The organism is Paenibacillus sp. WG02 (assembly GCF_055396115.1).
On the sequence record NZ_AP036016.1, the window covers coordinates 4,894,842 to 4,921,638 of the forward strand.

27 protein-coding genes and 1 pseudogene are annotated in these 26,797 nt (G+C 44.6%); 4 read left to right on the forward strand and 24 right to left on the reverse strand.

Annotated elements, in window-relative coordinates:
- Positions 1–2: 2 nt before the first annotated feature.
- From ACBP55_RS22250 to ACBP55_RS22295, 10 genes and pseudogenes are all read right to left on the reverse strand, one after another.
- A pseudogene (locus ACBP55_RS22250) lies at positions 3–973 on the reverse strand (ABC transporter ATP-binding protein).
- Positions 970–1,950 carry an ABC transporter ATP-binding protein gene (locus ACBP55_RS22255; protein WP_464645038.1) on the reverse strand — a complete coding sequence of 327 codons (981 nt, stop codon included), beginning with the start codon at positions 1,948–1,950 and terminating at the stop codon, positions 970–972. Before ACBP55_RS22255 ends, ACBP55_RS22250 begins: the two are co-directional and overlap by 4 nt.
- Positions 1,951–2,008: 58 nt before the next feature.
- Positions 2,009–2,911 carry a serine hydrolase gene (locus ACBP55_RS22260; RefSeq protein WP_464645040.1) on the reverse strand — a complete coding sequence of 301 codons (903 nt, stop codon included), beginning with the start codon at positions 2,909–2,911 and terminating at the stop codon, positions 2,009–2,011.
- A gap of 27 nt (positions 2,912–2,938) precedes the next feature.
- Positions 2,939–3,790 carry an ABC transporter permease gene (locus ACBP55_RS22265; protein WP_464653377.1) on the reverse strand — a complete coding sequence of 284 codons (852 nt, stop codon included), beginning with the start codon at positions 3,788–3,790 and terminating at the stop codon, positions 2,939–2,941.
- An 87-nt stretch (positions 3,791–3,877) separates the two neighbouring features.
- The gene (locus ACBP55_RS22270) at positions 3,878–4,798 is read right to left on the reverse strand and encodes an ABC transporter permease (protein ID WP_464645042.1); all 921 of its coding nucleotides are present in this window, start codon (positions 4,796–4,798) and stop codon (positions 3,878–3,880) included.
- A 114-nt stretch (positions 4,799–4,912) separates the two neighbouring features.
- Positions 4,913–6,529: an ABC transporter substrate-binding protein gene (locus ACBP55_RS22275; RefSeq protein WP_464645044.1), complete on the reverse strand. Its 1,617-nt coding sequence runs from the start codon at positions 6,527–6,529 to the stop codon at positions 4,913–4,915.
- A 30-nt stretch (positions 6,530–6,559) separates the two neighbouring features.
- Entirely contained in the window at positions 6,560–8,035 is a 1,476-nt protein-coding gene (locus ACBP55_RS22280) for a M81 family metallopeptidase (protein WP_464645046.1), read from the reverse strand.
- The gene (locus ACBP55_RS22285; protein ID WP_464645048.1) at positions 8,032–9,558 is read right to left on the reverse strand and encodes a serine hydrolase domain-containing protein; all 1,527 of its coding nucleotides are present in this window, start codon (positions 9,556–9,558) and stop codon (positions 8,032–8,034) included. Before ACBP55_RS22285 ends, ACBP55_RS22280 begins: the two co-directional genes overlap by 4 nt.
- Positions 9,559–9,594: 36 nt before the next feature.
- Positions 9,595–10,461 (reverse strand): MurR/RpiR family transcriptional regulator, encoded by an 867-nt coding sequence (locus ACBP55_RS22290; RefSeq protein WP_464645050.1) that lies wholly within the window; start codon positions 10,459–10,461, stop codon positions 9,595–9,597.
- A gap of 621 nt (positions 10,462–11,082) precedes the next feature.
- Positions 11,083–11,949 carry a MurR/RpiR family transcriptional regulator gene (locus ACBP55_RS22295; RefSeq protein ID WP_464645052.1) on the reverse strand — a complete coding sequence of 289 codons (867 nt, stop codon included), beginning with the start codon at positions 11,947–11,949 and terminating at the stop codon, positions 11,083–11,085.
- A 515-nt stretch (positions 11,950–12,464) separates the two neighbouring features.
- Here ACBP55_RS22295 and cysT point away from each other — a divergent pair.
- From cysT to ACBP55_RS22315, 4 genes are read left to right on the forward strand one after another with little or no spacing between them, the layout of a single operon-like run.
- Complete coding sequence (cysT, locus tag ACBP55_RS22300) at positions 12,465–13,271, forward strand: sulfate ABC transporter permease subunit CysT (RefSeq protein ID WP_235549181.1); 807 nt, start codon at positions 12,465–12,467, stop codon at positions 13,269–13,271.
- Entirely contained in the window at positions 13,268–14,074 is an 807-nt protein-coding gene (locus ACBP55_RS22305; protein WP_464645054.1) for a sulfate ABC transporter permease subunit, read from the forward strand. The genes cysT and ACBP55_RS22305 overlap by 4 nt, the downstream gene beginning before the upstream one ends.
- A gap of 14 nt (positions 14,075–14,088) precedes the next feature.
- Complete coding sequence (locus tag ACBP55_RS22310) at positions 14,089–15,174, forward strand: ABC transporter ATP-binding protein (protein WP_464645056.1); 1,086 nt, start codon at positions 14,089–14,091, stop codon at positions 15,172–15,174.
- A 35-nt stretch (positions 15,175–15,209) separates the two neighbouring features.
- Positions 15,210–16,316 (forward strand): sulfate ABC transporter substrate-binding protein, encoded by a 1,107-nt coding sequence (locus ACBP55_RS22315; protein WP_464645058.1) that lies wholly within the window; start codon positions 15,210–15,212, stop codon positions 16,314–16,316.
- A 54-nt stretch (positions 16,317–16,370) separates the two neighbouring features.
- On the opposite strand, the gene ACBP55_RS22320 is transcribed toward ACBP55_RS22315, so the two are convergent.
- The 14 genes from ACBP55_RS22320 to ACBP55_RS22385 form a co-directional block, all read right to left on the reverse strand.
- Entirely contained in the window at positions 16,371–17,003 is a 633-nt protein-coding gene (locus ACBP55_RS22320; RefSeq protein WP_464645060.1) for a hypothetical protein, read from the reverse strand.
- Positions 17,004–17,068: 65 nt separating this feature from the next.
- On the reverse strand, positions 17,069–17,929 hold the full coding sequence (locus ACBP55_RS22325; protein ID WP_464645062.1) for an aminoglycoside phosphotransferase family protein: 861 nt from the start codon (positions 17,927–17,929) through the stop codon (positions 17,069–17,071).
- Positions 17,930–17,983: 54 nt separating this feature from the next.
- The gene (locus ACBP55_RS22330) at positions 17,984–18,862 is read right to left on the reverse strand and encodes a class I SAM-dependent methyltransferase (protein WP_464645064.1); all 879 of its coding nucleotides are present in this window, start codon (positions 18,860–18,862) and stop codon (positions 17,984–17,986) included.
- A 66-nt stretch (positions 18,863–18,928) separates the two neighbouring features.
- Positions 18,929–19,378, reverse strand: coding sequence for an NUDIX hydrolase (locus ACBP55_RS22335; RefSeq protein ID WP_464645066.1), 450 nt, complete (start codon positions 19,376–19,378; stop codon positions 18,929–18,931).
- Between the two features lie 63 nt (positions 19,379–19,441).
- Entirely contained in the window at positions 19,442–19,963 is a 522-nt protein-coding gene (locus tag ACBP55_RS22340) for a hypothetical protein (protein WP_464645068.1), read from the reverse strand.
- 231 nt (positions 19,964–20,194) lie between these two features.
- Positions 20,195–20,692 (reverse strand): DinB family protein, encoded by a 498-nt coding sequence (locus tag ACBP55_RS22345; protein ID WP_464645070.1) that lies wholly within the window; start codon positions 20,690–20,692, stop codon positions 20,195–20,197.
- Between the two features lie 71 nt (positions 20,693–20,763).
- Positions 20,764–21,246 carry an acyl-CoA thioesterase gene (locus ACBP55_RS22350; RefSeq protein ID WP_029195928.1) on the reverse strand — a complete coding sequence of 161 codons (483 nt, stop codon included), beginning with the start codon at positions 21,244–21,246 and terminating at the stop codon, positions 20,764–20,766.
- Between the two features lie 43 nt (positions 21,247–21,289).
- The gene (gene purT / locus ACBP55_RS22355) at positions 21,290–22,468 is read right to left on the reverse strand and encodes a formate-dependent phosphoribosylglycinamide formyltransferase (RefSeq protein ID WP_464645071.1); all 1,179 of its coding nucleotides are present in this window, start codon (positions 22,466–22,468) and stop codon (positions 21,290–21,292) included.
- 148 nt (positions 22,469–22,616) lie between these two features.
- Positions 22,617–24,125: a cobaltochelatase CobT-related protein gene (locus ACBP55_RS22360; RefSeq protein WP_464645072.1), complete on the reverse strand. Its 1,509-nt coding sequence runs from the start codon at positions 24,123–24,125 to the stop codon at positions 22,617–22,619.
- Complete coding sequence (locus ACBP55_RS22365; protein ID WP_464645074.1) at positions 24,122–24,565, reverse strand: hypothetical protein; 444 nt, start codon at positions 24,563–24,565, stop codon at positions 24,122–24,124. Before ACBP55_RS22365 ends, ACBP55_RS22360 begins: the two co-directional genes overlap by 4 nt.
- Entirely contained in the window at positions 24,543–25,430 is an 888-nt protein-coding gene (locus ACBP55_RS22370; RefSeq protein ID WP_464645075.1) for an ATP-binding protein, read from the reverse strand. The genes ACBP55_RS22365 and ACBP55_RS22370 overlap by 23 nt, the downstream gene beginning before the upstream one ends.
- Before the next feature lie 71 nt (positions 25,431–25,501).
- Positions 25,502–25,714 (reverse strand): hypothetical protein, encoded by a 213-nt coding sequence (locus tag ACBP55_RS22375; RefSeq protein ID WP_029195932.1) that lies wholly within the window; start codon positions 25,712–25,714, stop codon positions 25,502–25,504.
- 186 nt (positions 25,715–25,900) lie between these two features.
- On the reverse strand, positions 25,901–26,605 hold the full coding sequence (locus tag ACBP55_RS22380; protein ID WP_464645076.1) for a hypothetical protein: 705 nt from the start codon (positions 26,603–26,605) through the stop codon (positions 25,901–25,903).
- Between the two features lie 27 nt (positions 26,606–26,632).
- On the reverse strand, positions 26,633–26,788 hold the full coding sequence (locus ACBP55_RS22385) for a hypothetical protein (protein WP_173190299.1): 156 nt from the start codon (positions 26,786–26,788) through the stop codon (positions 26,633–26,635).
- Between the last annotated feature and the right edge of the window lie 9 nt (positions 26,789–26,797).

Here is a 26,797-nt window from a genome sequence, read left to right on the forward strand (position 1 = left end):
GGCTACCCATACAAATGACAGGCAACAAAGTGTCCGGCTCCGCTTCTATCTCTTTCGGACGATCGGTTTTACAAATGTCCATGCACTGGCTGCAGCGGGGATGAAAGCTGCATCCCGTAGGCGGATTGACCGGACTTGGAACGTCCCCTGTCAATACAATTCGCTCTTTTTTCTGCAGTGGACTTCGAATCGGTATCGCCGATAACAACGCTTGGGTATACGGATGCAATGGATTTGAATAAAGCTGATGCTTACCCGCATTCTCTATCATCCTTCCTAGATACATCACGCCGATCCGGTCGCTTATGTGCTTAACCACACTTAAATCGTGAGAAATAAAAATGTAGGTCAGCTGCAGATTCTTTTGCAAATCCTGCAATTGGTTCAAAATCTGTGCCTGAATGGAAACATCCAGCGCAGAAACAGGTTCATCTGCTACGATTAAGGAGGGCTTTACAGCTATGGCCCGGGCAATGCCGATACGCTGACGCTGTCCACCGCTGAATTCATGCGGATACCGATCCACAAAGGTAGGATTTAACCCCACCTGATTCAGCAATTCTATTACTCTATCCCGGCGCAGACGCTTGTTGCTTTCGGGGGCGTAAACGGACAGCGCTTCATCCAGGGTTTCATAGACAGTCATCCTGGGATTCAAGGAGCCATACGGATCTTGAAACACAATTTGCATCTGTCTTCGCAGCTTTTTCATTTCGCTCTGCGATAACGTTGTCATCTCTTGTCCTTCATATTTGATAGATCCGCCTGTTGGATTGATCAACCTCATGATGCTTCTGCCAGTCGTGGATTTCCCACAGCCGCTTTCCCCGACGATCCCCAACGTTTCTCCTTTTTTCAAGCGAAAGGAAACTCCATCTACCGCCTTGATGAAACTGGCTTCTTTTTGAAATAGTCCTTTCTTCAGCGGGAAATAGGTTTTCAAATCGTCTACTTCCAACAACCATTTGCTCATACGACCATCTCCTCGTTTGCATATAGCCAGCATTTCACAGCATGTTTGGCAACTCTCATCAGAGGAGGATTTTCATGAGCGCATTTCTCATGCGCATGCTCGCAGCGAGAACGGAATGGGCAACCGGTAGTCACTTCTCCCATGACAGGGACGTTCCCCTCAATCGATACAAGTCTGTCTCTTTCTTCTTCCAAATCCGGAACGGACTGAAGCAACCCTACCGTATAGGGATGTTTGGGATTCGTAAAAATCGTCGCTACATCCGCTTCCTCTACGATCTCCCCGTAATACATGACGAGAACCCGGTCTGCCATTTCCGCTACCACGCCAAGATCATGGGTAATCAGCAAAAGTGACGTATGGATGCTTGCTTTCAACCCGTTCATCAAGTCGAGAATCTGTGCCTGAATCGTCACATCCAGCGCTGTTGTCGGTTCATCTGCAATCAAAAGATCAGGATTGCAAGCCATAGCCATTGCAATCATCACCCTTTGCTTCATACCTCCTGACAACTGATGGGGATATTCATCCACAATTTTATCTGGGCGCGGAATCCCTACTTTTTTCAACATCTCAATGGATTTGTCACGGCGTTCCTTTTTGGACAAAGATGTATGGATGCTGAATACCTCTCCGATTTGCTGACCAATGGTATGTACCGGGTTAAGTGAAGTCATCGGTTCCTGAAAAATCATCGAAATTTCGTTCCCGCGAATGGAACGCATTTCTTTTTCAGACAGGCGATTGAGGACTTTGTCTTTAAATCGGATAGTGCCGTCCACCTGACCCGCATTTGGTTTGATCAGTCCCATGATCGCGAGCGAGGTGATGCTTTTTCCACAGCCGGACTCGCCGACAAGAGCCACCGTCTCTCCCTTATTGATTTGGAAACAAATTGATTTTACCGCAGAAACATGACCCTTTTCTGTTTTGAAATGCATGGATAATTGGCTTACGTCGAGAAGAACATTGCTCATCCCTATCTCTCCTCCTCTGTCCGCATAAGTAGCATCAGGACATGTTCACCCGCACGTTTTAGTTCCCCATGAAGTGATCATAGGCAGCTTTGGCCAGACGGGCGATTGCCTGCTCCCCTTCACGCCTGAATGAATTCCCTTGCGAAAACACTGTAATGGTAAAAATCCCCTTTTCCTCAGGCAAGTATACAATTCCTACATCATTGACGGCATTTCCGATCGTTCCCGTTTTATGAGCAACTTTCACTTGTTCCGGCAAAAGGTAAGGGATTCGGTTCCTAAATTGCTGTTTCAACATGATATCAAGGACGCCATTACTTGAACTTTCAGAAAGCATCTCTTTTTGGGCGATCATTTCCAACAATTTGCCCATATCACGTGGTGACGCCACATTATGTTCCGTGGATGTGAGATCTACATCATTTATTTTTTGATCATATCTACTGGTTACCGCAATTTCCACAGTTTTCAAAAATGTGGCATATGCTTCGGCTGACACCGGCTGAGGCTCCATCCCTATAGCTTGAGTCAAAGTATCCCAACAGCTCATCTTCACCAAAATATGGTTCAGACCCAGCTCTTTCATATAAGCCTCCACTTGCTTGGGACCGCCAACCAGATCCAATACTCTGTCTGTTGCATAATTGTCGCTGACAATAATCATGAGCGTGGCCATATCCTTGACAGATACCTCTGCTCCCGGATCAAGCTGTTGTAAAACGCCTGAACCTGGAACGCGCTCTTCCCACTTGAGTTTAACACGCTCATCCAACCGAATTTTTCCGGCCTCGACATCCCGATAAAGAGCCGTAAGGATTGGAACCTTATACGTACTGGCCATTTGAAACAATCGTTCTCCGTTGATGTTTGCTTCTTCCTTTGTTCCTAAATGCTTGACGGCTACCCCAAAGGTACCCTGTTCGTCCTTCACTGCATTCTCCAGTTTTTGCTGTAGATTCATCTTACTATCTCCTCCCACACATTTGTTTTATTTCCGTTCGATTTTTGGATCCAGGGCGTCCCGCAGTCCGTCACCCAACAGGTTGAAGCTAAGTACGACGAGCATGATCGCAAGTCCGGGGAACAACGACATCCACCAGGCCTTACTGAGATAGGCTTTTCCTACATACACCATGGCCCCCCATTCAGGTGTCGGCGGCTGTGCTCCCAAACCGAGAAAACTCAGGGCAGAGGCAGCCAGTATACTGCCGCCAAACATCAATGTCGATAACACAATAATCGGAGAACTTACATTGGGAAGTATATGTCTGACCAAGATTTTGAAATCACTGATTCCAAGCGCACGAACGGCTTCCACATATTCCTTTTCCCGTATGGACAAAACAGATGCGCGCACGACTCTCACATAGGTGGGAATGACCCCGATCACGATAGCCAGCATTGCATGGGTCAAACCGGGACCGAGTATGGCAATGATGACAATGGCCAGCAGAAGAACGGGCAGGCAAAGCAAGATATCCATTACCTGCATGATGTAGATGTCAATTTTGCGATAGTAACCGGAAATAACTCCCAGCGTTGTTCCAATCACTGTAGCACACCCAACCGTAACCAGACCCGTTAACAGTGAGATGCGCCCACCGTATAAGATTCGCGAGAAGATATCCCGACCAAAATCGTCTGTTCCAAGCAGATGAGCGGTACTTGGTCCAAGCAAACGATCCTGAACATTCATTTGAATGTACGGATATGGTGCCAGCAACGGAGCTGCCAGTGTACAGATAATAAAAATAAGCAAAATGATGCCGCCGCCTACAGCCGTTTTGTTTTTTCGAAGCCGTTTCCCTACCGTTCCCCAGTAGGACTGAGGTTTGATCATAGTGGTTTCATCCGGCTCTTTGGGATGTGTTGTGATTTGTTTTGCACTCATTTGTGTCACGTTGCTGCTCAACGTTTTCCCTCCTCCCTATTCGTACTTGATTCGTGGATCCACATAGCTATAGATGATATCAACAACGAGGTTTGTCAGAACGAACAGGACTGCAAGGAAAAAGGTCATTCCTTGAATCGTCGCAATATCCCGCTTCCCGATTGCCTCTATTGCCATACTGCCTATTCCATGCAAGCTGAACACTGTTTCCGCGACGACAGCACCTGCGAGCAGCGAGCCGAATTCCAAACCAACCAGTGTAATAACGGGAATGAGCGCATTCTTCAGGCCATGGCGAAAGACGACAGCATAGTAGGCGGCACCTTTGGCTTCTGCGGTTCTCATGTAATCTTGCTTGATGACGTCCAGCATACTTGAGCGGGTCACCCGCGCAATAGATCCCATTGTGGACAAGGCAATCGTGATGGCCGGAAGAATCAGGGAACTTATCCCCTCATAACCGGAAATCGGAACCAAGGCGAGTTTATAAGCAAAAATCCAGATCAGCAAAAGAGCTACCCAGAAACCGGGAGCAGAAATCCCCACGAGGGAGCAGATGACCATCAACCGGTCGATGATTGTGTTATGCTTGACAGCGGAGATAACCCCAAGTATAACTCCTGCAACTACAGCAATCACAATACTGAAAGCCGCAAGCTGCAATGTAAGGGGGAAACGGTTCACAATCTGGCTCCAAACGGTTTCATGTGTCATAAAGGATGTGCCCAGATTCCCTTGAAGCAATTTCCCTGCATAATTCACATACTGAACAAGCAACGGTTTATCCAGGCCAAGTTCCGTCCTCAGTGCCTTAATGGCCTCCTGAGTCGGATGTTCTCCCAATATATGTTCAGCGGGGTCGCCTGGGATCAAGTGAACGATGAGAAAAACGAGAACGGATACGCCAAAGAGTGTCCCAAGCAAGGAAAGCAGTCTTTTTATCAAGTACCTTTGCAATTGACTTTCCCCCCAAACTTACAGATTTAGATAAAGACTCAAGTCACAATGTTTATTGCAGACTCCGACTGCGTCAGCCCTGTAGTATCGACGCAGTCGAGTTGTCATCCTTCGTTATTTCGTCAAGCGAATATCTTTAAGCGACATGTCTCCTGTGTATGGATTTATTTTGAATCCTTCGATACCTTGTGTCGCTGTCACCGTTTCAGAAGTAAACAACGGGATCCAAGGCGCTTCTTTCACGAGAATTTCCTGCGCTTGTTCGTACACCTTCATACGTTCTTCCACATTCGTCACTAAACGCCCTTTGAGGAGCAGTTTCTCTAGTTCCGGATTATCGACATACATGCGGTTCGAATTTTTAACACCAAACAATAAGTTCAGGATTTCTGGATCACTATAGCCCCAGTACAGGAGGTACATATCGTAGTTGCCTTTTTTCGCTCTGTCTTTCAACGTAGGAACATCGGTTATAGTGATCTTCATATCAACCCCGATTTCCTTGAACTGGCTTTGCAGAATTTGTGCGATTCGCTGATAAGCAGGCTCCGCGGTCACCAACAGTTCAAAGGAGAACGGTTTTCCGTCCTTTACCAAAATGCCGTCCTTGTTGCTGTCCTTATATCCGACTTCAGCCAATAACGATTTTGCCTTTTCCAAATTTTTGGCGTACATCCCTTTTGCCAAGCCTTCGATCTTTTCACTGTAACCAGGAACGGTCGGCGGCAGCGGACCAAAGAGCGGCTTGGCGTAACCGGAATGGGCAACCTGATTGATCGGAGCACGATCAACCGCCATTGCAAGAGCCTGTCTGACCCGAACATCCTGGAACATCGGATTTTTATTATTCATCCCGAGATATTCCATCACTTTTCCCAAATTGCTTTCAATTTTGACTCCTGGAACCTTTTTCAGATCACTCACGTAGGTAGCCGGTACATCCGACAGCACATGAATCGTGCCCTTTTTAAATTCCAGAATTCTCGTATCGTCATCCTTTAGAAAGCGGAAGACAACTTCATCTACATGTAGAGGCCCTTTGTTCTCAACCGATGAACCGCCCCAATTGTAATCCGGGTTTTTCTTGTAGGATAAAGATTGACCGCGTTCGAATTTATCAAACATAATCGGTCCAGTTGCAGAAGGGTTTTTCCCGAAATTATCCGGGTTTTCCTTGTGACGTTTCGGATCTATCGCCGTCAAAACACCCCCAACGACTGTAGACATAAATGGAGCGAACGGTTCAGAAAAGATAATCTTAAACGTTTGCTCATCAACTACTTCTACCTTCGTAATCGGACCCAGAAGTGCTTTATTCGGGGAATCCTTTTGCAGTGTTTCAATAGAGTACTTCATTGCTTCCGCATTGAGTGGTTCACCGGAATGGAATTTCACCCCTTTGCGCAATGTAAATGTCCATATATTTCCATCCTCTGAGATGTTGTAGCTTTCAGCCAACCAGGGGATGATTTTACCTGAGTTATCAGTTGTGATCAAAGGTTCGTACATCATTCCAATTGCAGCGTCAACCCAGGTTGACCTTGTCACATCCAATGTTTCTGGTTCAATCATTGAGGAGATTACCAGCGTTCCCCCTTCTTTGGGAGTAGCTTTAGCGGAAGGATCACCGTCTGATTTGGGTGTAGATGTGCACCCAGCCAAGAGAATCGCAAAGATATAGAACAGCATGGAGATACGATGAAATCTGCGAGATGGATTAAAATTAAACATTTAAAACCCTCCTTTTGTTGTCGATCTCATCTAAAATGAATGAACAGAAATTTCGTCGAGTGGATAAATCGGTCGAGTTAAGTGTTTGTAATCAAAGAAAGAAAACTGAAGTGTCGTTAAACCTGGTGAATCTACCGTGATGATTTGTTTGCTGATGAGTTCGAATGCTGCCCGGAAATGCTGACTGGACTTCAAAGCAACGATTTTATACATGTTGATGTCGATTCCATGCAGCAGGTAAATTTGTTCATCTATTACCTGTGTTCTGACGGAACAGACGAGAATGTCGAGGCCCTCTACCTGTAAACGTACCGATTTGCCGAGGTTGACATGTGTACCTTTAGCCACCGACGAAGATATAATGAAGCGACCATCTGTGAGCGATTTGACATAGGCTGTCAACTCAATCGGCTCCCCGTGCAGCTTATCTACTTTTCCGCCTAATTTCACAGTAATCGTCGCTCCCACTCCTGCTTCATGGGCGATTTGTGCAACTTCAGGGTCGTAGATAAAGGCGAAGCAAGCATTTTGCAAATTGGCTTTCAGCATCGCCCGAAGCAGATACGTGCCATCACCTGGAGATCCGCCGCCGGGATTGTCCGATGTCTCATTGATGACAATCGGCAGCCCTTCAGCCGCAAGCGCCTGCCGGATGCCTTCTGCCGGTGATAGGAATTGTGGAGTGAATTCTTCTCGCTTGGCCCAAATTTGGTTCGCTACGTCGTCCGCCACCTCTTTGGCTAGTAGCTGGTCGCCACGGGTAACTGCAACAACGGAAACGCCAACGTCCAGATGGTCGGTATAAGAGAAGCCGTGAAAGAAAGCGCAGTCAATAACGTCAGGGTGTTTTTCCCATTCCAAGCAAATCGCGTTGATATCTTTAGCCGGCGAGAGGTTCGTCGTCGAGGGGGTAATCATCAGCGGCAGCTTGGTCAAGTGCATGGCCGTTTGAAGTCCGCCCTTCACCATTTGCTCAGCGATAGCGACGGCTTCCATGCCACGTTCATAGCAATCCGTATGCGGGTACAGATGCACACCGAGCAGTACATTTGCTTCTGCAGCCATTTTTTCCGTAAGGTTTCCGTGCAAATCAAGCGTTACGATCAGGGGCAGTTCGTAGCCAACCTGACTGCGAACGTATTGTAAAAGATCGCCTTCCATATCGTCGATGCCTTCGACAACGCCCGCTCCGTGCAGCGACAGGCAGATCGCATCAACCGTTCCAGCTGCTTGAATGCCCGTCGCCAATTCGCTTTTGATCGTTTCGTAGGTCTCTCTCGTTATCTTTCCGGCAGGCTCCGCGGACGCAGCAAACGTTGGAATCACTTCAATACCTAACGCTTCTGCACGATCGATCATGCCTCCCAAATAATCACGCACACCTCTGTGATTGGAAAGAATGGTTTCGCCCCGTTCCCACGCCCTTTGCTTGAACAATTCTACGGTTATCCCAACGCTCGAAAAGGTGTTGATCTCATTCACCACTGCGCCGATTGCAATCTTCATGACCGTTTTTCTCCTTTTATTTTCGGAATTTGGCGAAAACCAAAGCTGACGCGGACAACGTCCTGATTACTGTCACGGATGTATCTCATACAAATTTCCGATGTACTCTTTTTGATCAAAAAAAGGTCTTCACCAATTGGCTGCATAGGTAATTCTTGCTTATCTTCAGTGAGTAGAACGTGCTTCCCATTTTCCAATTTGATGCTGAACAGCACGCCTTCGTCTGATTTAAAGTCTCCTATAAATTCCTCTACCCGCTCCGTAGGAACTTGGAAGTGAGAAAACGACCGGTAAGATGCTTCGGCAGCACGACCAGCATAAGCATTCAGAGCTCCATTTATCAGCGCAGTAGCTGGTGCACCTTGCAGATTGATAAGTGAGACACCGGTTATCCCTAGTTCTGGCAGCACATGCATTTGTGCTGCAATCCCTTTGAGGGCTCCGCCATGTTCAACAAGCAGACTGCCGTGATAATCGGGAGTAATCATTAGTCCGTAACCGTAAAAACGCCCAGGTTCAATCTCGATATGCGGGGCAACCATTTGTTTCACACTTTCCTCACTAAGGATTCGCTCCCCTCCAGCAAGTCCGCCTGTTCGGTAAATGTCAGCGTATTTCAACATATCCCGTATTGTCGATTTGAGGAAACCGCCTGCTCGCATCGCAGGAGCATCATACCAATTGTCGGAAAGAAACACTTGTACTTCGCCATCGTTCTTTTTACTGGCGTAAATGGATGCAATATTGTCGTTTCCTTTTAATTCCTCCAGCAAAAAGACGCTGCGATTCATTCCCGCCGGTTGCAGAATGTGCTCTTTTATATAGGATTCATAGCTCTTTCCGCTGACTCGTTCCACAATAAGACCCAGCAAAGCATAGGAATCATTGGAGTAACTAAACTGCGTACCTGGCGAACCGAGCAGTTTGATATCCAATTCGGCCATATATGTCAACATTTCTTCATACGTATCGATCATCGGCCCGTTATTCATCATGTTAAAGGTGCTTTCCCCAAGTATTTGGAGACTATCAGGATCGAGTTGCATGCTCCGTTTAGTCGCTAGGAACAAAGTAGTTAATGGCGGTAGCCCTGCTGTATGCGTCATCAGGTGGTGGATCGTCATTTGCTCAACTATGTTTCCTGCTTTCAGACGAAATTCCGGAAGATAGGTCACAATCGGATCGTGCACGGAAAGCTTACCTGCTTCCTGCAGCTGCATAATCGCTACGCATGTAAAAGATTTGGTTATGGAGCCTATGCCAAACACTGAATCTGCTATGTCTGCATGTCTGGTTTCTGCGTCACTAAATCCAAACCCTTTCTGATAGAAGGTCTTTCCATCTTTTGCGATGCCGATAGCGGCATCTGGAACTTGATGCTCATCAACCAGCTTTTGTGCATAGTCTTCAAACGTGTTGATCCATTCCTGGTTATTCATAAGAAACCCTCCCGTAATAATCATCGAATTGGTATAGGTGAACGCTGCAAGCAGCTTGCACCAGTTTGCCTTTCCCTTTATCATGGCAACCGCCTACTCCGTCGCCGTGAACCTGTTCTCTTATTGATAGGTCGACGCAAACGGATAAAACTGTTGACTGGTCTGATCATACTTGTTAAAGCGTTCTTCCACGTTTTCCCTGTCCGCTTGTGTCACACCAGCGATAAGAACACTCAAGACCGAAAAAATGGTGGTAATCCCATGCAGTGCAGGCGTTGGAATCGTCACCTTAATCAACTGGTCGGCTATCGCTCCTATCGGTGAAAGCCCGTCATCCGAAAACGCCAGGATTTTCGCACCTTTCTCCTTGGCGACCTTGGCAAAGGAGATGGTCTCTTGCGTATAACGAGGAAACGATAGAACGATCACCAGCCATTCTTCATCCGCTAGCATCATCAAATAATTCGCATCATCATTTTGACCGGTATACAGGTGCGTATCCCCTTTGACAATATTAAGCGTGTAAGAAAGCCAATGCGCCGGAGCATAGGAGGAACGAAAACCGACAACCACAACCTTCTTTGCCTTGATAATGCTCTCCACCGCTTGATCCAGTGCATCTTGGCTCACCGAGTTCAGCGTTTCGCTAATATAGGCGATGTCCTGCTCCATTTTATAAGTGATGAGGCCTTCCTTTTCATTCAATCGTTTGGAATGGTCAAAGAACTTTTGAATGTGATTTTCCCTCTGGCCATTTGCTAGTAGAGATTGACGTACTTCGTTTTGCATGGCACTAAACCCCGAATATCCCAATGCATTGCTCAATCGTATAACAGTGGTTCCACTCGTGCCTGTCAACGCACCAATTTCCATGGCGGGTTGCAGAGCGATCTGCTGTGGTTCTTCCAAAATGAATTCCGCAACAAGTTTTTGTTGGTTGGACAGTTGATTGTATAATTTGTGAATTCGATCCTGTACACTGTTCATGGTAACCACCTTTTCGTAACGTTTTGGCTTGACTCTCAAACGAAATATGTCATTTGCTCGTCGAGGGGATACTCATGCTATGTAAGAGAAGCAGGTGTTCATTATGAACCAGTTTCTCTGATGACATCTGCAACCAACCATTAGAAAGCGCTTACAACAAGCATTTTTGTATGAATTTAATCCTTATAAAAAAGCAAAATCGATCACACCCTTTTCTTTTTTTCAGCCTCAACAGGCTTCGTTGATATACATAGTTAGTAAAAGCGTTTCCACATATACGCGGATTATAAAATCCATTATTAAAAAATAAATGATTTTTATAATCCATACATGTATCATACAATTATCATTTCATTTTTACAAGATTTATTTACAAAACTTGTATTTTCGAAACAAAGTCGAGATATCTTTGGTTGGCCCTACAACCTGACTAATGGCTCGATCTCGCGCAAACCGTTTGCCATCCATTTAAAATAAGAAAAAGCAGGTATCTTTCAACCTGCTTTTCCTAAGCATATAAACTGCTTCAATTCTCTGTATTGAATTCCTATTAACTTATACGGCGTAGGCTTTCCCCGTTATCATGGCAATCGCCTACTCAATTGCAGTAAACGTGTTGTCTTATTTGTCAGTCGTTGCAAACGGATAAAACTGTTGACTGGTCTGATCATACTTGTTAAAGCGTTCTTCCACGTTTTCCCTGTCCGCTTGTGTCACACCGGCGATAAGAACACTCAAGACCGAAAAAATGGTGGTAATTCCATGCAGCACAGGCGTTGGAATCGTCACTTTAATCAACTGGTCGGCTATCGCTCCTATCGGTGACAGCCCGTCATCCGAAAACGCCAGGATTTTCGCCCCTTTCTCCTTGGCGACCTTGGCAAAGGAGATGGTCTCTTGCGTATAACGAGGAAACGATAGAACAATCACCAGCCATTCTTCATCCGCTAGCATCATCAAATAATTCGCATCATCATTTTGACCGGTGTACAGGTGCGTATCCCCTTTCACAATATTAAGCGTGAAAGAAAGCCAATGCGCCGGAGCATAGGAGGAACGAAAACCGACGACCACAATCTTTTTTGCCTTGATAATGCTTTCCACCGCTTGATCCAGTGCCTCTTGGCTCACCGAGTTCAGCGTTTCTCTAATATAGGCGATGTCCTGCTCCATTTTATAAGTGATGAGGCCTTCCTTTTCATTCAATTGTTTGGAATGGTCAAAGAACTTTTGAATGTGATTTTCCCTCTGGTTAGATGCCAATAGAGATTGACGTACTTCGTTTTGCATAGCACTAAACCCCGTATATCCCAACGCATTGCTCAATCGTATAACAGTGGTTCCACTCGTTCCTGTCAACGCACCTATTTCCTTGGCGGGATGCAGAGCTACCTTCTCTGGTTCTTCCAAAATGAATTCCGCAACGAGTTTCTGTTGGTTGGACAGTTGATTGTATAATTTGTGAATTCGATCCTGTACACTGTTCATGGTAACCACCTTTTCGTATCTTTTTGGGTTGACGCTCAAACGAAATATCCCATTTGCTCGTCGCGGAGATACTCAATGCTGTGCAAGAGATTACATTTGTTCATCATGAACCAGTTCTCTGATGCCAGCTGTAACCAATAATTAGAAATCGCTTACAATAAGCATTTCAGCCCCAACAAGTTTCGTTGATAAACATATTCGTATACGCGTTTTCACACTTTTCGGAGCATGAAATCCATAATTTATAAATAAATAGATTATTGAATTCATTTTTAAAATTATTCATTTATCATATCATTTTTTTCAGTTGTGGTGCAAAGCTTTAAGTTATCGAGATTAACACTATTCCACGAAGAATTGTTGCATCAATTGTAAAATGACTTATCAAAAAAATATATGATCTTTCTTTGCATAAAATTGCGTTTAGGCATATTGACAAATCAGACCATCCGTTGGTATAGTCAATTTATTATTCCGAGTAAAAAGATATGATTAATGACATTAGGTGGTGTAATGTGGGAAATAAGGTTTTTAAAGCTACGGTTCGATCTGTGCTTATCGGCTATTTGATAGTACTTCTTGTCATTCCGATAGGTTCCATCTATTTGAAAGGATTTTCATTAGGATGGGATCCATTTTGGAAAGAGGTTACAGGACCTTTAGCCTGGAAGTCCATTGTGCTAACCATTAAGCTCAGTGTTGTCTCGACCATCATTCAAGCGATTGTTGGTACCATCATTGCTTATGTCCTCGTCCGTTACACCTTTCGCGGCAAAAGCATTTTAAACAGTATGGTAGATCTACCCTTCTCGCTTCCAACTTCAGTAGCTGGTTTAATGTTCCTAACCCTATTAGGACCTTCAAGTCCGCTAGGTGTCTGGCTCGACCATTTGGGAATTAAACTGCTTTATAATCAAACGGCTATCGTGATAGGGCTTGTATTTGTTACCTTTCCATTTGTCATTCGAACTGTTCAGCCTTTGCTTGAACAAATCGATCCAGCAGAAGAACAAGCCAGCTTTACGCTTGGTGCGGGTAGATTTTACACCTTCTGTAGAATCGTTTTCCCAGCCATTTTCCCTGGTATCATAGCTGGAAGCATGCTCGCCTTCTCCCGATCACTTGCCGAATTTGGAGCCATATCCCTCATATCAGGCAATTTGCCTGGTAAAACGATGGTCGCATCGGTCTATATATATGGTGAAACACAGAATTTCAACCCCGAAGGCGCAGCCGCTATCTCTCTTGTGCTCCTTACATTATCCGTCCTTATTCTCTGGATCATCAATGTACTGACACGCGGAAAGGGGCGCCTAGCATGAGAAAAGTATTAATCAGTATTTCATTTCTCGTTATTTTCTTACTTATTATGTTGCCTTTTCTTGGAATTACCTTTGGTGCTTTTGAAGAAGGCCCGCAAGCTTTTTTCGACGCTCTCGTACGACCTGAAGCCCTGCATGCCATGAAAATTTCGTTAATTATCGTAGTGATTGTAACCATTCTTAATGCCATTGTCGGCATTTACGTTTCCTTAGAAATTGTCAGAGGTTCTTGGATCTCTCGCTGGTTGAAACCTATCATCAACGCACTTATTGATCTCCCATTTGCTGTATCTCCTATCATTGTTGGGTTAATGGTTATTTTGATCTTTGGACCGAACACCGCGTTTGGCACCTTCATGGAAGACCATAATATGAAAATTGTCTATGCTGTACCCGGCATGGTCTTAGCAACAATGTTCATTACGTTTCCTCTGATGGTACGAGAAGTGGTGCCTTTACTTGAAGAGATTGGTACACAGTCGGAAGAAACTTCTGCTACTTTAGGCGCTGGCGCCTGGCGTACATTCATTCAAATTACATGGCCAGGTATTCGTTGGGGCGTACTATACGGTCTCATCTTAACGATCGCAAGAGCGCTTGGCGAGTTTGGATCGATTCTTGTCGTATCCGGCAATATTATTAACCAGACGCAAACGGCGACAACCCTTGTTTATCAAGATGCCGAACAATTCCACCTCGTGGCAGCTAACAGCGTTGCTTTCGTCTTAGGTCTCATTTCGATTTCTATTTTATTAGCGCTTGAGTGGTTGAAAAGAAGAAGTGAAAAATTGAGAAGCCATTAAGGAGGAGCCCCAGCATGCATATCGAAGTCAAAAACCTAAATAAACATTTCGGGCAGTTTCATGCCATCAAGGACGTCAATTTCAGCATAACGAAAGGTCATCTGGTCGGTTTGATCGGGCCAAGCGGAGGCGGTAAAACGTCCATTCTTCGAATGTTATCGGGACTAGAAAGCCCAACTTCTGGCGATATTTACTTCGACGGGAAACTGGCGACTCATCTTCCGGTTCAAGAAAGAGGAATTGGCTTCGTATTTCAAAGCTATGCCCTCTTCAAGCATATGACTGTTTTTGAAAATGTGGCTTATGGCCTAAAGGTTTTGAAAAAGCCTAAGGACTTCATTCAAGATCGCGTTTCTTACCTTTTGGGTTTGATGGGGCTTGCCGGCAGTGAACGTAAATACCCTCATCAGCTCTCTGGCGGTCAACGCCAACGAGTTGCCTTCGCAAGAGCTTTAGCACCCGAACCTCAACTGCTTTTGCTTGACGAACCTTTTGCAGCCATTGACGCAAAAATTCGAAAAGAGCTCCGCGTTTGGCTGAGAAACCTCATCGACGAGTTTAAAGTAACAACCCTATTCGTCACGCATGATCAGGATGAAGCCATCGAAGTTGCGGACGAAATCATTCTTGTTCAGGGCGGAAAAATTGAGCAGCAAGGAAGTCCTTGGGAGATTTACACGAAGCCTGCTTCCTCTTTTGTAGCCTCGTTCATTGGAGAATCTAATATTATTTCTCAATATACCCCACTAATCGGGTTTCCTTACTTAGAAGAATTACAGAAGGATGGTCAATGGCTTCCAGACGTTAATGTAATGATTCGACCAGAATCCATTGAAGTTCGCAACCATGATGTTGCTCATCTCGCTACTGCTGGGGAAAAAGGGAAAGTCACACATGCTCATTTCCGCGGAGATTCCTGGTATTTGGAAATTGATACAGGGGCAATCAAGCTATTTGCTTATCAGTCCGTAAAGGAAAAGATTTACCAACCTGGAGACGAGGTAAATATCCTCATCCATCACATCTCCGTGTTTACGAAAACGGACAATAAGTTGATTGAGAATCAGGCTAAACAAGATCCACTGCCTGTTTTTATATAAAATTTGTGTATACATTAGAAGGGGAGTTGTAAACCATGAAAAATTTCAAAACGCTTGGCTTAATCACAGCAACATTATTCACAGCAAGTATTGCTCTAACAGCCTGCGGAACGGGGACGAAATCGGGTAGTTCACCTTCTCCATCTGCAGCGGCGGCATCAACATCCGTGGCAAGCGCTGCTCCAAAGGCTGAAGGCGGCAAAGTGACAATTACACTTGGAGCTTATTCGGTCGTCAAAGAATCCTTCGATCTCATTATTCCTAAATTTAAAGATCAATGGAAAAAGAAAACGGGTCAAACTGTTGAATTCCAAGAATCCTATGTGGCTTCCGGTGCGCAAGCTACTGCCATTATTCAAGGCTTTGAAGCAGATATCGCTCCACTGTCTTTGGAAGGTGATATTCAAAAGATTGCTGAGAAGGGTTTAATTACGCACGATTGGAAAAATAATCCTTACAAAGGTAATATCACAGCTTCGATCGCTGCAATTGGTGTTCGTGAAGGCAATCCAAAAGGAATTAAAGACTGGGCAGATTTGACGAAACCGGGTGTTGAAGTTCTGATTCCTAATCCAAGTACTTCCGGCGGTGCCAAATGGGATATTAACGCCATCTACGGCGCAGGCCTGAAAGCTTCCGAAGCTGCAGGTAAAAAAGACCCAGCCGCAGCAAAAGACCTGGTAAGCAAAGTATACAAAAACATTAAAGTGTTGGATAAAAGTGGAGCAGATTCCCTTACTACCTTCGATAAAGGTGTTGGCGATGCGATCGTAACCTATGAAAATGAGCTTCTGGCTCGTATTCAATCCGGTAAAAAGTATGTTGAAGTCATTCCACAATACACAACATCCATCGAGAATCCAGTTGCCCTTATTGATAAATACGTAGACAAACATGGTAATCGTGAAGTAGCGCAAGCGTTCCTAGACTTCTTATATACACCTGAAGCACAAACAATATTCGCAGAAAAAGGCTTCCGTTCCGTCCTACCTGATGTTGCTAAGAAATACGAGAAAAACTATACTACGCCTGCTGGCTTATTCAACATTGAATATCTCGGAGGTTGGGATAAAGTAAACAAAGAGCTTTATGGCAAAGGCGCAATTTGGGAAACCATCCTTGCAGAAGGTGGAACCAAATAAGAACATAGGAAAAGCCCGGTGCGAATTTGTAATTCGCTTCCGGGCTTTCTTTTGCTATGCGTTACGTGTACAATTCTTATCTTCCGTCTCCATCTTGGATCCACACGCGCCCAGGTCCGCGTAATTTTTCTTTATTTGTTCTACTGATTCTCTTAACGATGCACTAGTCTTTACTTCAATTACAACAGACAAGTCATTTTTTTCGGCAAAAAGAAGTCGATCATTAATTGGGACATTACCGCTATATAAGGGCTGATGGTCTGAATTAACATTGCAATCATGGAGATGCATATGCTTAATGCGATCAGTATATTCGCGGAATACGACCTCTTCCTTAAAGTTAACTTTTGCACCGTGCCCTACTTCCCATGTGAGGCGAAAATTTTCGAACTTCGCTAACATCTCGAGAGCTCTACGGATGAATGGATGACTTAAATTCTCGGGTAAACATATCGGAAGATTCATATTTAGTTCAATGAAATCAAGACCTAATTCTTTACATAGATCAACATTCTGTTCAATTGTTTTAAATTCTATTAAAGTTGGCATTCCTAATTGCAATTTGAACACCTTCTCTTTCATATTTGGTGAAATCCCTGATTCACCTTTCCTCAAGTTCAATAATTTTAATAACATCTCAGAAGTTGCCCATAATGAAGGCGAACCTATATTATCCTGATGCTGCATTATCAATGCTTAATAAATTCGTTTTAAAGGATTTCGTAAATATCCTAGCCTTCATCATGTCGCTTTCAAAGTAAATTTCCATTTAAATGTAAATTACTCTTTAATATGTTCTTTACTCTGGTAATTGTATTTGAGCTTTTAGGGAGACCAACAATCCTATTAAATAATAACCATCTAAGGCAAGCTATTGCCTCAAATAATTCTAGTTCTTCATTTGTATATTGATTTTGCGATTTATAAGCAGAACGATAAACGGAACCATACCTTTCTCCAACATAAATCTTAATTAAAACAATTGACCAAGCAATATCATATCTTGGGTCACCAAGCTGCCCGTTCGTCCAATCTATTATTGTATACTTACCTTCCGCTTCCAAAATATTTCCCAAATTAAAATCACCATGAATAAGACAATCTTGTTTAAGATTCGCACTTTCAGTAAGCCGGATTAATAGATTCTTAATGTCCTGATGTTCTTCAATTCTCGGATAAAAATAGCTGACAAAATCATGTTTTTGATGTATTAAACAATCCAAATCTTCTAGAGGAAATCTATGAATATTGGTTAATATCTTTGCAAGTTTAGTAAGTTTAGACTGATTTACTTTATTTATAGGTGACCCGTCAAAACTGGTTAGTAAAACTTGATTTTTATTCTTATCCAAACCCCAACCAAAAGGCTTTGAAACTGATAACCCTCGGATATAAAGAGCATCTAGCAACTTATACTGACGTTCAACATCTGGCTTTGAATCCCTATTCCATACTTTTAATACAAAGCTTGTTTCGGCTGTACAAATTTTTGTTACTTCTGCTTCAAGTCCAGAATCCAAAGGGATAATGGTTAATGAACTACCTTGTTCTAGCAATGAATCAATTACTTTGCTTTTTACTATCCAGTTAATATCTCTAATTGGATGACCCATGGTTTCTCTTCCTTTCGCGGGATTTCTTATTACCTTCCAGTTAATGCAATTCCTCTATCTCATTACAGTACCAAATGTAATTTTCATGTTTGGTGCATAGGTTAAGTAAGAATGATCATCGAATTCCTTTGAAAATAGCAACTCAGCTTCATATTGCTCCATCGCCTCATTCAGCATTAAGCCCCGATTCACTAAATTATGAACAAATTCCTCTTTCTCTCCAGGTAATTCCCCTAAACCTTCTTCCCTCAAAGAGTTATAAAGACTTCGCTTACTTAGCAAGTCCATATTCTGATCCAAGAAATTAACCTTATCACTTACTCTACACTCAACGTTCTTTAAACCTAACCGACTGAGATAGATAGGTAATTTGATTCCAATATTTCCGTCCTTACCCTTGTGATTAGAATCTCCCTCGTACAATTTTTGCAAAATACCCAATTTAATCACTTGAGACTGCTCCAATTCATCAAAACCGTAGTTTGACATGTTAGCAATCCAATGTGGTTCAAAACAAATGACCATTCCATCATCTAAAACACAATCAATCATCTTCTGAAGTATTTTCTTCGAATCAGTTATATGTAATAAAAAAGCATGACAAATAGCTACGTCATACTTTCTGTCGATTGTTACTTCTTCAATATCACTTATGAAAAATTCTGATGGATAAGGCTGATTTTGAAAGACTTCCCTTGCTGTATTAATAAGTTCATTCCCCTTGTCAATTCCCGTATAGGTTGATCCTTTAGGTAAAAGAGGCAACAGTTTAAGCCCTAAATATCCAAAGCCACAACCATAATCGATGATGTTTACCGGTTTTACAATCTTCCATACCGTCTTCACTAAAAATTCTAAATAATCATCGTTGTAATACAATCCTCGAGTATTTCTTAAATATTCAATCTTGTTGTCCCAGTAATATTCGGACATTCTATGGCTCCTTCTTTTTTATGACTTGAGGTGATTTCTTTTTTCACTTATCCGATGAATTGTTGATTAATGATTTTCTTTTAAAAAAGCATGTATGATTGGTTTATCTGGAGGACTAATATTGACAGGTATCTCACCTAATTCAAAAAATCTAATTTCTGCTACCTCGGACTCGTCTTGATTGATAATTCCATCAAATTCTTTACAAATATAAGCTGCCACTACGTTATAGACCTCATCTCCGTGCGGATATTTGTAGTAAAGCTCCTGACCTGAAAATACATCTAATAATTCAAGCTTCATGGCTCGTAAACCGGTTTCTTCAAATAACTCTCTTCTTGCTACCTGTTCCATTGTTTCCCCAGGCTCTAAGGATCCACCGGGCAATCCCCACATGCCATTATCTGTTCTTTTCTCAAATAAAATGGAGTTATTTTGAAGAGCAATGACACAAGCACCGGCCGTAATTAAAGGTCTTGTTCCAACGATCTTTCTTAAATCCATTATGTAGCCCAAAGTTATATCACTTCTCTCCGATTAAATTGATTTTATTTAACTGTATCACCTACTCGTGATCAGTTATTTTCTTCGACCGATATACAATAAATGTGAAGATATGCCCAATATGTGAGGGTTCTCAGATTCTTTGTAAATCAAACTCATTACTTCTTGAAATTCTTCATCGCCACGAGAACGCCAATATTCAAATTGCTCTTGCTTAAATGAGCCAGCAATACTAGATGACCCAATCAATTTGATGGTCTCAAATCCCTGAGATTCCATGTATGGATTAATGTCTTCTATGTTAAAATAATACGCCCCTGTGAATCTTCCTTCGTCCTGATGATTAAATATACCCGTTTCCAAAAATAAATTGATATCCGCTATATTATCATTCGGTTTCCAGTGTTGAGGGAATAATAATGAAGTGGTTAGGTGACGTATCCTTGTCATAAATGCGACAAATACAATTCCATCCTGCTTAGTAACTCGATGCAATTCTTGTACGGCAGAATCCCGGTCAGCTGATGTTTGTAAATGATATAAAGGTCCCAACATTAAAGATGCATCAAATTGCTCAATCAATTGGCTCTCTATCAAGCCGGCCCCATTCGTCAAATCTATTATAATAATCTATCACTTTATCCATGCATATCTTCTCCTCTATTGAATATCACTCCTTTCTTTAATTCAATAAATTCCAAAATATCCCTCTATTTCATACGAGGAGCAAAACAAAAAGGACAGCCCCCCCCCCTTGGAGTATCCGTCCCGAAGACAAAAATGTGCGCAAAAAAGCGCACGTCACTAAAGCAACATGCGCTTTTACCATTACGTTGACGATGAATCTCGTAATAAAATTTTATAAAGTTTAATGATACTTATATGCATGCCTTCATGGTACAAATTAAAACTAAGAAACTGCTCTGGCGTTTCCAAGGTCATTCCGGCTGAGGTTGTGTAAGGTGGGACAATCTTCTCTTGCATGCGAAGACCAAGCACGTCAAGTATCCGCTCTTGCTGATCTTTCAGCAAGTTCTCCAACTCTGGCAAGGTAGGAACGACAATGGAATCGGGCCAGTTTAAAGGCGTAGTACCATACTCAAACTGCTCCTTGAACCCTTCAGGCAAACGAAGCGGCAGTCCCAAATATTGAAAGGCGAACCGTTCAAGCACCACGTAAATGTGCCCCAGCTGCCAACGGATCGTATTTCGAAAACCATCGGGGATACGGTCAGCTGTATCCTCGGTAACGCCATCCATCAATTTTAAGGTTTGGCCCCTCACGAAAGCCAGCTGTTTGAACAAATAGTGTTCTATCGTCCTCACTCCTTCAAATCCTTGTTTATGGCATATTATACCATAATATTGGCAGTATCGATTTCTTTCAATAAAAAAGACTACATGTTTAAATTACGCTCTTCTTTGCGCAGCTTGCGCGCGGCAAATCGCGTTTCAGCTGTTTCGAATAGGCGTTTTTCTTCATCTGTTTCAGGGATGATTTCCGGTACCGGACACGGTTGTCCGTTATCATCTAATGCCACGAAGGTTAGGTAGGCCGTCGCAGTACGCTTCTTTTCGCCTGTTAGAAGGTTCTCCGACTCGATTTTCACATAAACCTCCATCGAACTTCGATGCGTCCACGTAACAAATGCCTCCAACTGAATAGCCTCACCTAGTTTGACAGGAGCGAAGAAGTCTAAGCTATCACTAGATGCAGTTACGACACCTCTGCGTGAATGGCGCATCGAAGCAATCGTTGCTACCTTATCAATATATTGCATGACTCGGCCGCCAAACACGGTATTATGATAATTCGTGTCTGCCGGCAAAATAATTTCTGTCAACACGGTTCGGGAGAGTCTTGCTGGTTTTGCTTCCATTATGCTTGCCTCCTGATGATGACTTGACTTGGATAATCTAATCTTATTCGTAGTTTAATTTAAGCAGTCCGGCTGCTTGCTTCGCTAAGCTTCGCGCTTCCTCTACCGTATCTGCACTGCTCAGTGCAACCGCCATGCGGCGTCCCACCTTCGTCTCCGGTTTACCAAAGACGCGAACCTGTGTATTGGGTACGGATAAAGCTTGCTCTAATCCGCTAATTGTATACTCTACTTGTTCACGATCAGCTTTAAGGGTATAGCTAGCACCTGGCGTCAAAAGACGAATTCCTGTGATTGGCAGCCCCAGAATAGCTCTAGCATGCAAGGCGAACTCGCTCAAATCCTGCGTTGCCATTGTGACCATGCCTGTATCATGCGGTCGCGGCGAAACTTCACTGAAATAAACCCCTTCCTTGGTCAGGAACAGCTCAACCCCGTAAAGACCGAAGCCTCCAAGTGCGTCCGTAATGGTTTTGGCCATGTGTTGGGCGTCTGAAATTTGCTGCTCCGTCATCGCATGAGGCTGCCAGGATTCGATGTAATCTCCATCCTTTTGAATGTGACCAATCGGCTCACAATAGGTTGTGCCTGAAACTGAACGAACCGTCAACAACGTAATTTCAGACTCAAAATGAATGAATTCTTCTACTATGACACGAGCGTTTTTCGCGCGGCCGCCTTCCATTGCAATGTTCCATGATTGTTCTACATTTTCAGGTGTGCGACAAACACTTTGACCTTTACCCGAGGAGCTCATGATCGGTTTAATGACACATGGTGTACCAATCTCCGCAACTGCAGCATGTAATTCTTCTAGGCTATTTGCAAAAGCATACTTCGCGGTCCGCAGCTCTAGTGTTTCTGAAGCAAGCCGACGAATCCCCTCGCGGTCCATCGTCAAACGGGATGCTGTAGCCGTAGGAATGACGCGATAACCCTCTTTCTCAAGCTCCACAAGAACTGGCGTGGCGATCGCTTCAATTTCAGGTACGATAAGATCCGGACGCTCTTGCTCAATCAAGGCTCTAAGCTGATCTCCATCAAGCATATTAATGACATGACTGCGGTGTGCTACTTGCATAGCTGGTGCATTCGCGTAACGGTCAACGGCAATTGTTTCAATCCCTAGGCGCTGCGCTTCGATAACAACTTCTTTCCCAAGCTCCCCAGATCCAAGCAGCATAATTTTCTTGGCTTTGTTCGATAATGGTGCTCCGTACATGAAATGAAATCCCCCTTATGTGATGTCGAAGTAAGCTAATAAATGGTTTGACGTGTATGTAAGTAAAAAAACAATAATAGTGATAAACTGGGCATTTCTGCTAACATAAACATAAAAATACCCTGATCTATTGTAAAGGATTTCGACATTAAAAGATAGATTTGAGCAGAAGTTTGCGCAAAATAGGCACCAACTGTTCGGCGAGATCCTCCACATTGGGGACGACAATACTGCTGCGCCCATACATGTTGCGCATAGCAAGTCTCTCCGTTTCGTGGACAGTGCCACTGGCCAGAAAAATGCTGATGACCTCAATACCTTGACGCCGAGCATGCAGCACGGCTTCATAGGTGTCGAGGATACCAACATCATTGTAATTGGCGGCCGAAGGCTCGCCATCCGAGAACACCAAGAGGATGCGCTGCCGTTCTGTGCGCCGCAGCAGCCGCTCCGTCATTCGGCGAATCGCGAAGCCGTCGCGATTGTCCTGCTGCGGCTCAAGCTGCAGCAGAACCGCACCGCTTCCGGACGCTAAGGAAGAGCCGAAGTCGACCGCAACCTGGAACAGGTTCGGCGCTTCCTGCTCCGTGACGCGGTCCGCGTCCTCCCAGAATCCCACGATTTCATGAGGGATTCGTAAGGAACGGAGGGTCTCGTGGAAGAGAACGAGACCTAGCTTGGTTTCGTCCATTTTGTCATACATGGACGCTGAGCAGTCAACGAGCAGCGCGAACGCCACGTCGAGCTGGGGTACCGGCGCGCGCTTCTTATAGAATAAGCGCGGCATCTCTTGCGTCACGGCTCGCGTTAGCCGCTTGTCGAGCCGCCCGAACAACCGATCGCCATGCGGGGCGATCCGCTTTTGCTCCAGCGTGCGCCGAATGGCACGCTGCAAGGGCTTCGCGAGCGGCGCTGCGCGCTCGCTCAGGCGCCTGTACCCGGCCTCCTGCGCAGCAGTCGGCCGTGCAGGCGCCAGCCACGTCGCCGTCGCATACGTGGCGACTACGCCCTCCCCGTGCCCCGCGGCAGCGGGCACGGCAGCACCCTCGCGCCGCTCGCCGGAGGCGGCGCCAGTGCGCCTGGCGCGCACCGAGCGCCCTTGGGCGATGGCGAGCGCCTGGTCGGTTGCGTCGCCCTCGCGGGGCGCAGACCCCTGCGCGGCTGTGCGCGAGCCGCGCTCCAGCTCGAACCGCAGCAGCCCCGGGCTGCGGTCGCTGCTCTCGCGGTGCCAGGTCGGCATGTGCTCCTGGCCCGGCAATTGACGCTCCCCTTCTTGCTCGGGGAGCACATCATTATTGGCGAGCCTCTTCGCACGCTTAAGCTCGCCCTTATATCCTGCAGGCAGCGGCTCCGCCACTCCGCTGCCCGGCTGCATCCAGAAATAAGCGGCTGTCGCATCTCTGTCTAGCCAATAAGACAGCGAGTCCATCATCGCCTCGCAGCAAGCTGCAACATCAGCTGTATATGCCGCTTCCTCAATCTGCTCCAAAATCGGATACAACTGAGCTAACCGGTCAGAAAGTCCAGCACCAGCATCTTCTAAGCCTCTATGCCATTCCAAACCAGTAAACCAACCATACACCAATAAAAGAACAGCGTCTGCCAACTCGCCTTTGCTCAGGTGTGTCCGGAGCTTATGTTGAAAATAGGCACTCAAAATGCGATGCCGATGTGCGAATACACGGGCCGTCCCCGTCTGCGGCCTCGACAAATACGCTCTAACCGCATATCCTCACATAGTGCAAAGAGCGAATTAGCCAGCTTCGGGAAACTCGCGCTTTGGCAACAGCATAGATATGACTTTACCGCGTCAGCCCCTGTGTACCATGCACTACCGATACCACGCAGGTAAACATCGCTCTTCATTCCTGCCGTTTTATCAACTGGAGGATAATCCCACCAAAACTGACTCACAGTTAATCGAGCAGAAGCTTCTTTATAGTCTGAATGGAACGCTGCTTCTACCTCAAGTTCTTTGCGCTTGGTGAACATCCGGGCCAAATCTACAAGCTGCATTTGCAGCATTGCATCGATTTTATCCTCTAATAAGCTTAGCTTTCCTACAAACATAGGCTCAGAATAACGTCTCGGCCGCATTCATCACGGCTGCACGCTCCCTTTCATCCTCCAACTTATCCGCGATCGCTCGCGCAACTGCCCGCATGGGAGGAATATACGCAGTCAAATCGCAAGCATCCAATAAAGCTCGAATTGATCCTGCTTCATCGGGCAGCTGCCCCATTTCAATAAGAGATAGTAAATCGGCAGATAACTGTACGAATGTTCTTAACTGCTTTTCATCCCGTAAAACAGATTTGCTCTTAAGCAGTTGAAATAGTGTCTCTCCTTGCAAATAGGGAACATCAATCGTCACAAATCGGTTTTTCAGGGCTTCATTCAGAGGCACTGTGCCAATATAGCCTTCGTTAATCGCTGCAATCACTCGGAAGTCCGGATGCGCAGTAATGACCTCCCCTGTAAAAGGGTTTGTAATCGATCTGCGATGATCCAAAACACCGTTTATCATTGGCAGAGTTTCAGGCTTTGCCATATTAATTTCGTCTATGTATAGAAAATGTCCCTTCGTCATAGCTTTCATGATCGGACCGGGAATGAAGGAAATCTGAGTACGACCGTGCTCATCGTGCGTTAGTGTTTTGAATCCTAGCAAGGCTTCAGCATCGAGATCCGTTGAACAGTTTACGGCATGCATGGGCTGATCAAAGAACGCTGAAACGTGCTCAGCCAGCTTCGTCTTTCCCGACCCTGTTGGACCCTTCAACAAGATATTTTTGCCTAAATACAAAGCAATCAAGGCATCCGTTATAATGTCTTCACTAGGGGCTTCGTAAGCTGCAGTTCCAATAAGTTTACGTTCTTCTGAGGTAAGCTCTTTATGTCTTTGCTGTTTATTTTTCTCTATGTGCTCATATATTTCTTGTGGTAAAGTGTCTGTCATCATGTCTTGATGGTCCTTTCCTGATCCCTTAGTCCTCTTACTATTTATCAGGAAAGCTTAGATTGTCAAGCTTTTCAGGGCAGCCACGGCTCATCAATGATCGAATGCGAATAAAAAGCCATCGATTCTCCGCATTTCGGACAACTCGGTTTGGAAGGGATATCATTATAATACAGCGCCAAACCGTATGCCGTTTCGAAGTTAATCGCTTGAATCACATCTTCTTTATGAACATAATCACACTCTCGCGAACTGCAATAAGCACGGACCTTATACCGATTACTCATTTATCCTGATAGACGCGTGCCAAGCATTCAGATACACGGAATTGTGTTAACACCGTCGTACTCCTTTTTTTAAAAGTCATTAACCATTTTATGAACGCAAATATATACGACAAAACCCCCAGCATACAGCTGAGGGAGCGCAATTATGGAATGTAACGCAATTTATCTTTTTAAGCATTTTTAACTTTAAGGTAAGACATTTCTTTGCCCCGAGGAATAGGTCGGAAACACATATTGGACCATCGTGTTAAATTCATTCAAATACGTATCCATTCGTTTATTATTTCGCTGCTGGGTGTCATAGTACATCATCCGATTCACGAAATGTGGATTCGACGAGATGAAAATATTCATTTCCGGATAAATCCGAGTTAACAAATGTCGAATGGCATTGGCACTTTCCGCTGGAAGCGGTTTGGCCGAGAGCCAATCCATCTGTGAGCCTACCCCCGAGCCGAACAAGCCTGCTTCGGTTTCCGGGTCGTTATGTTTACTTAACATTTTAACGCCATCATCGGCGCCCATCGCCTGCATGCCCCCCATATCAACAGCGACATAAATATTGTTATCGGTTACTGCAACCGCTGTAGAGCCTAGGTGCGCCGCTTGAATAATTTGATCCGCCAAATCCCGATTCAAATTCAAATGCGTGTTGATATGTGCTTTCACATTATCGATCGTAGGTTGAAGCATCGTTGGCTGCGGTGATTGATTGACACTTTTTGCACCCATTGAAGGATTTTCATTGTTTCTTAATCCTGTATCCCAACTACCAGCTTTCGGGTTAGAAGAGCTTGCGCCTGCTTGATTTTTGGGACTCGCTGCTGTGCAGCCTGTTGAAAGGCCAACGAGTAAAGCGGTCACCACGATTTTGAATATCGTCTTTTTCATATGTGCCCCCCATCTAATAGCTCAAACTTAACTTTTGTTACTCTGATCATCTTCTTGCGTGTAAGCAATTAGGGCGACCTCATACCCCAGTTCATCCTTCATACGGGACTCTAGGCTGCGCAGATCTTCAAGTAAATCTTCGCGTGGGCCAAAGTTAGCAAAACGGTAGGACTCTGTATCCATGATTTCTCC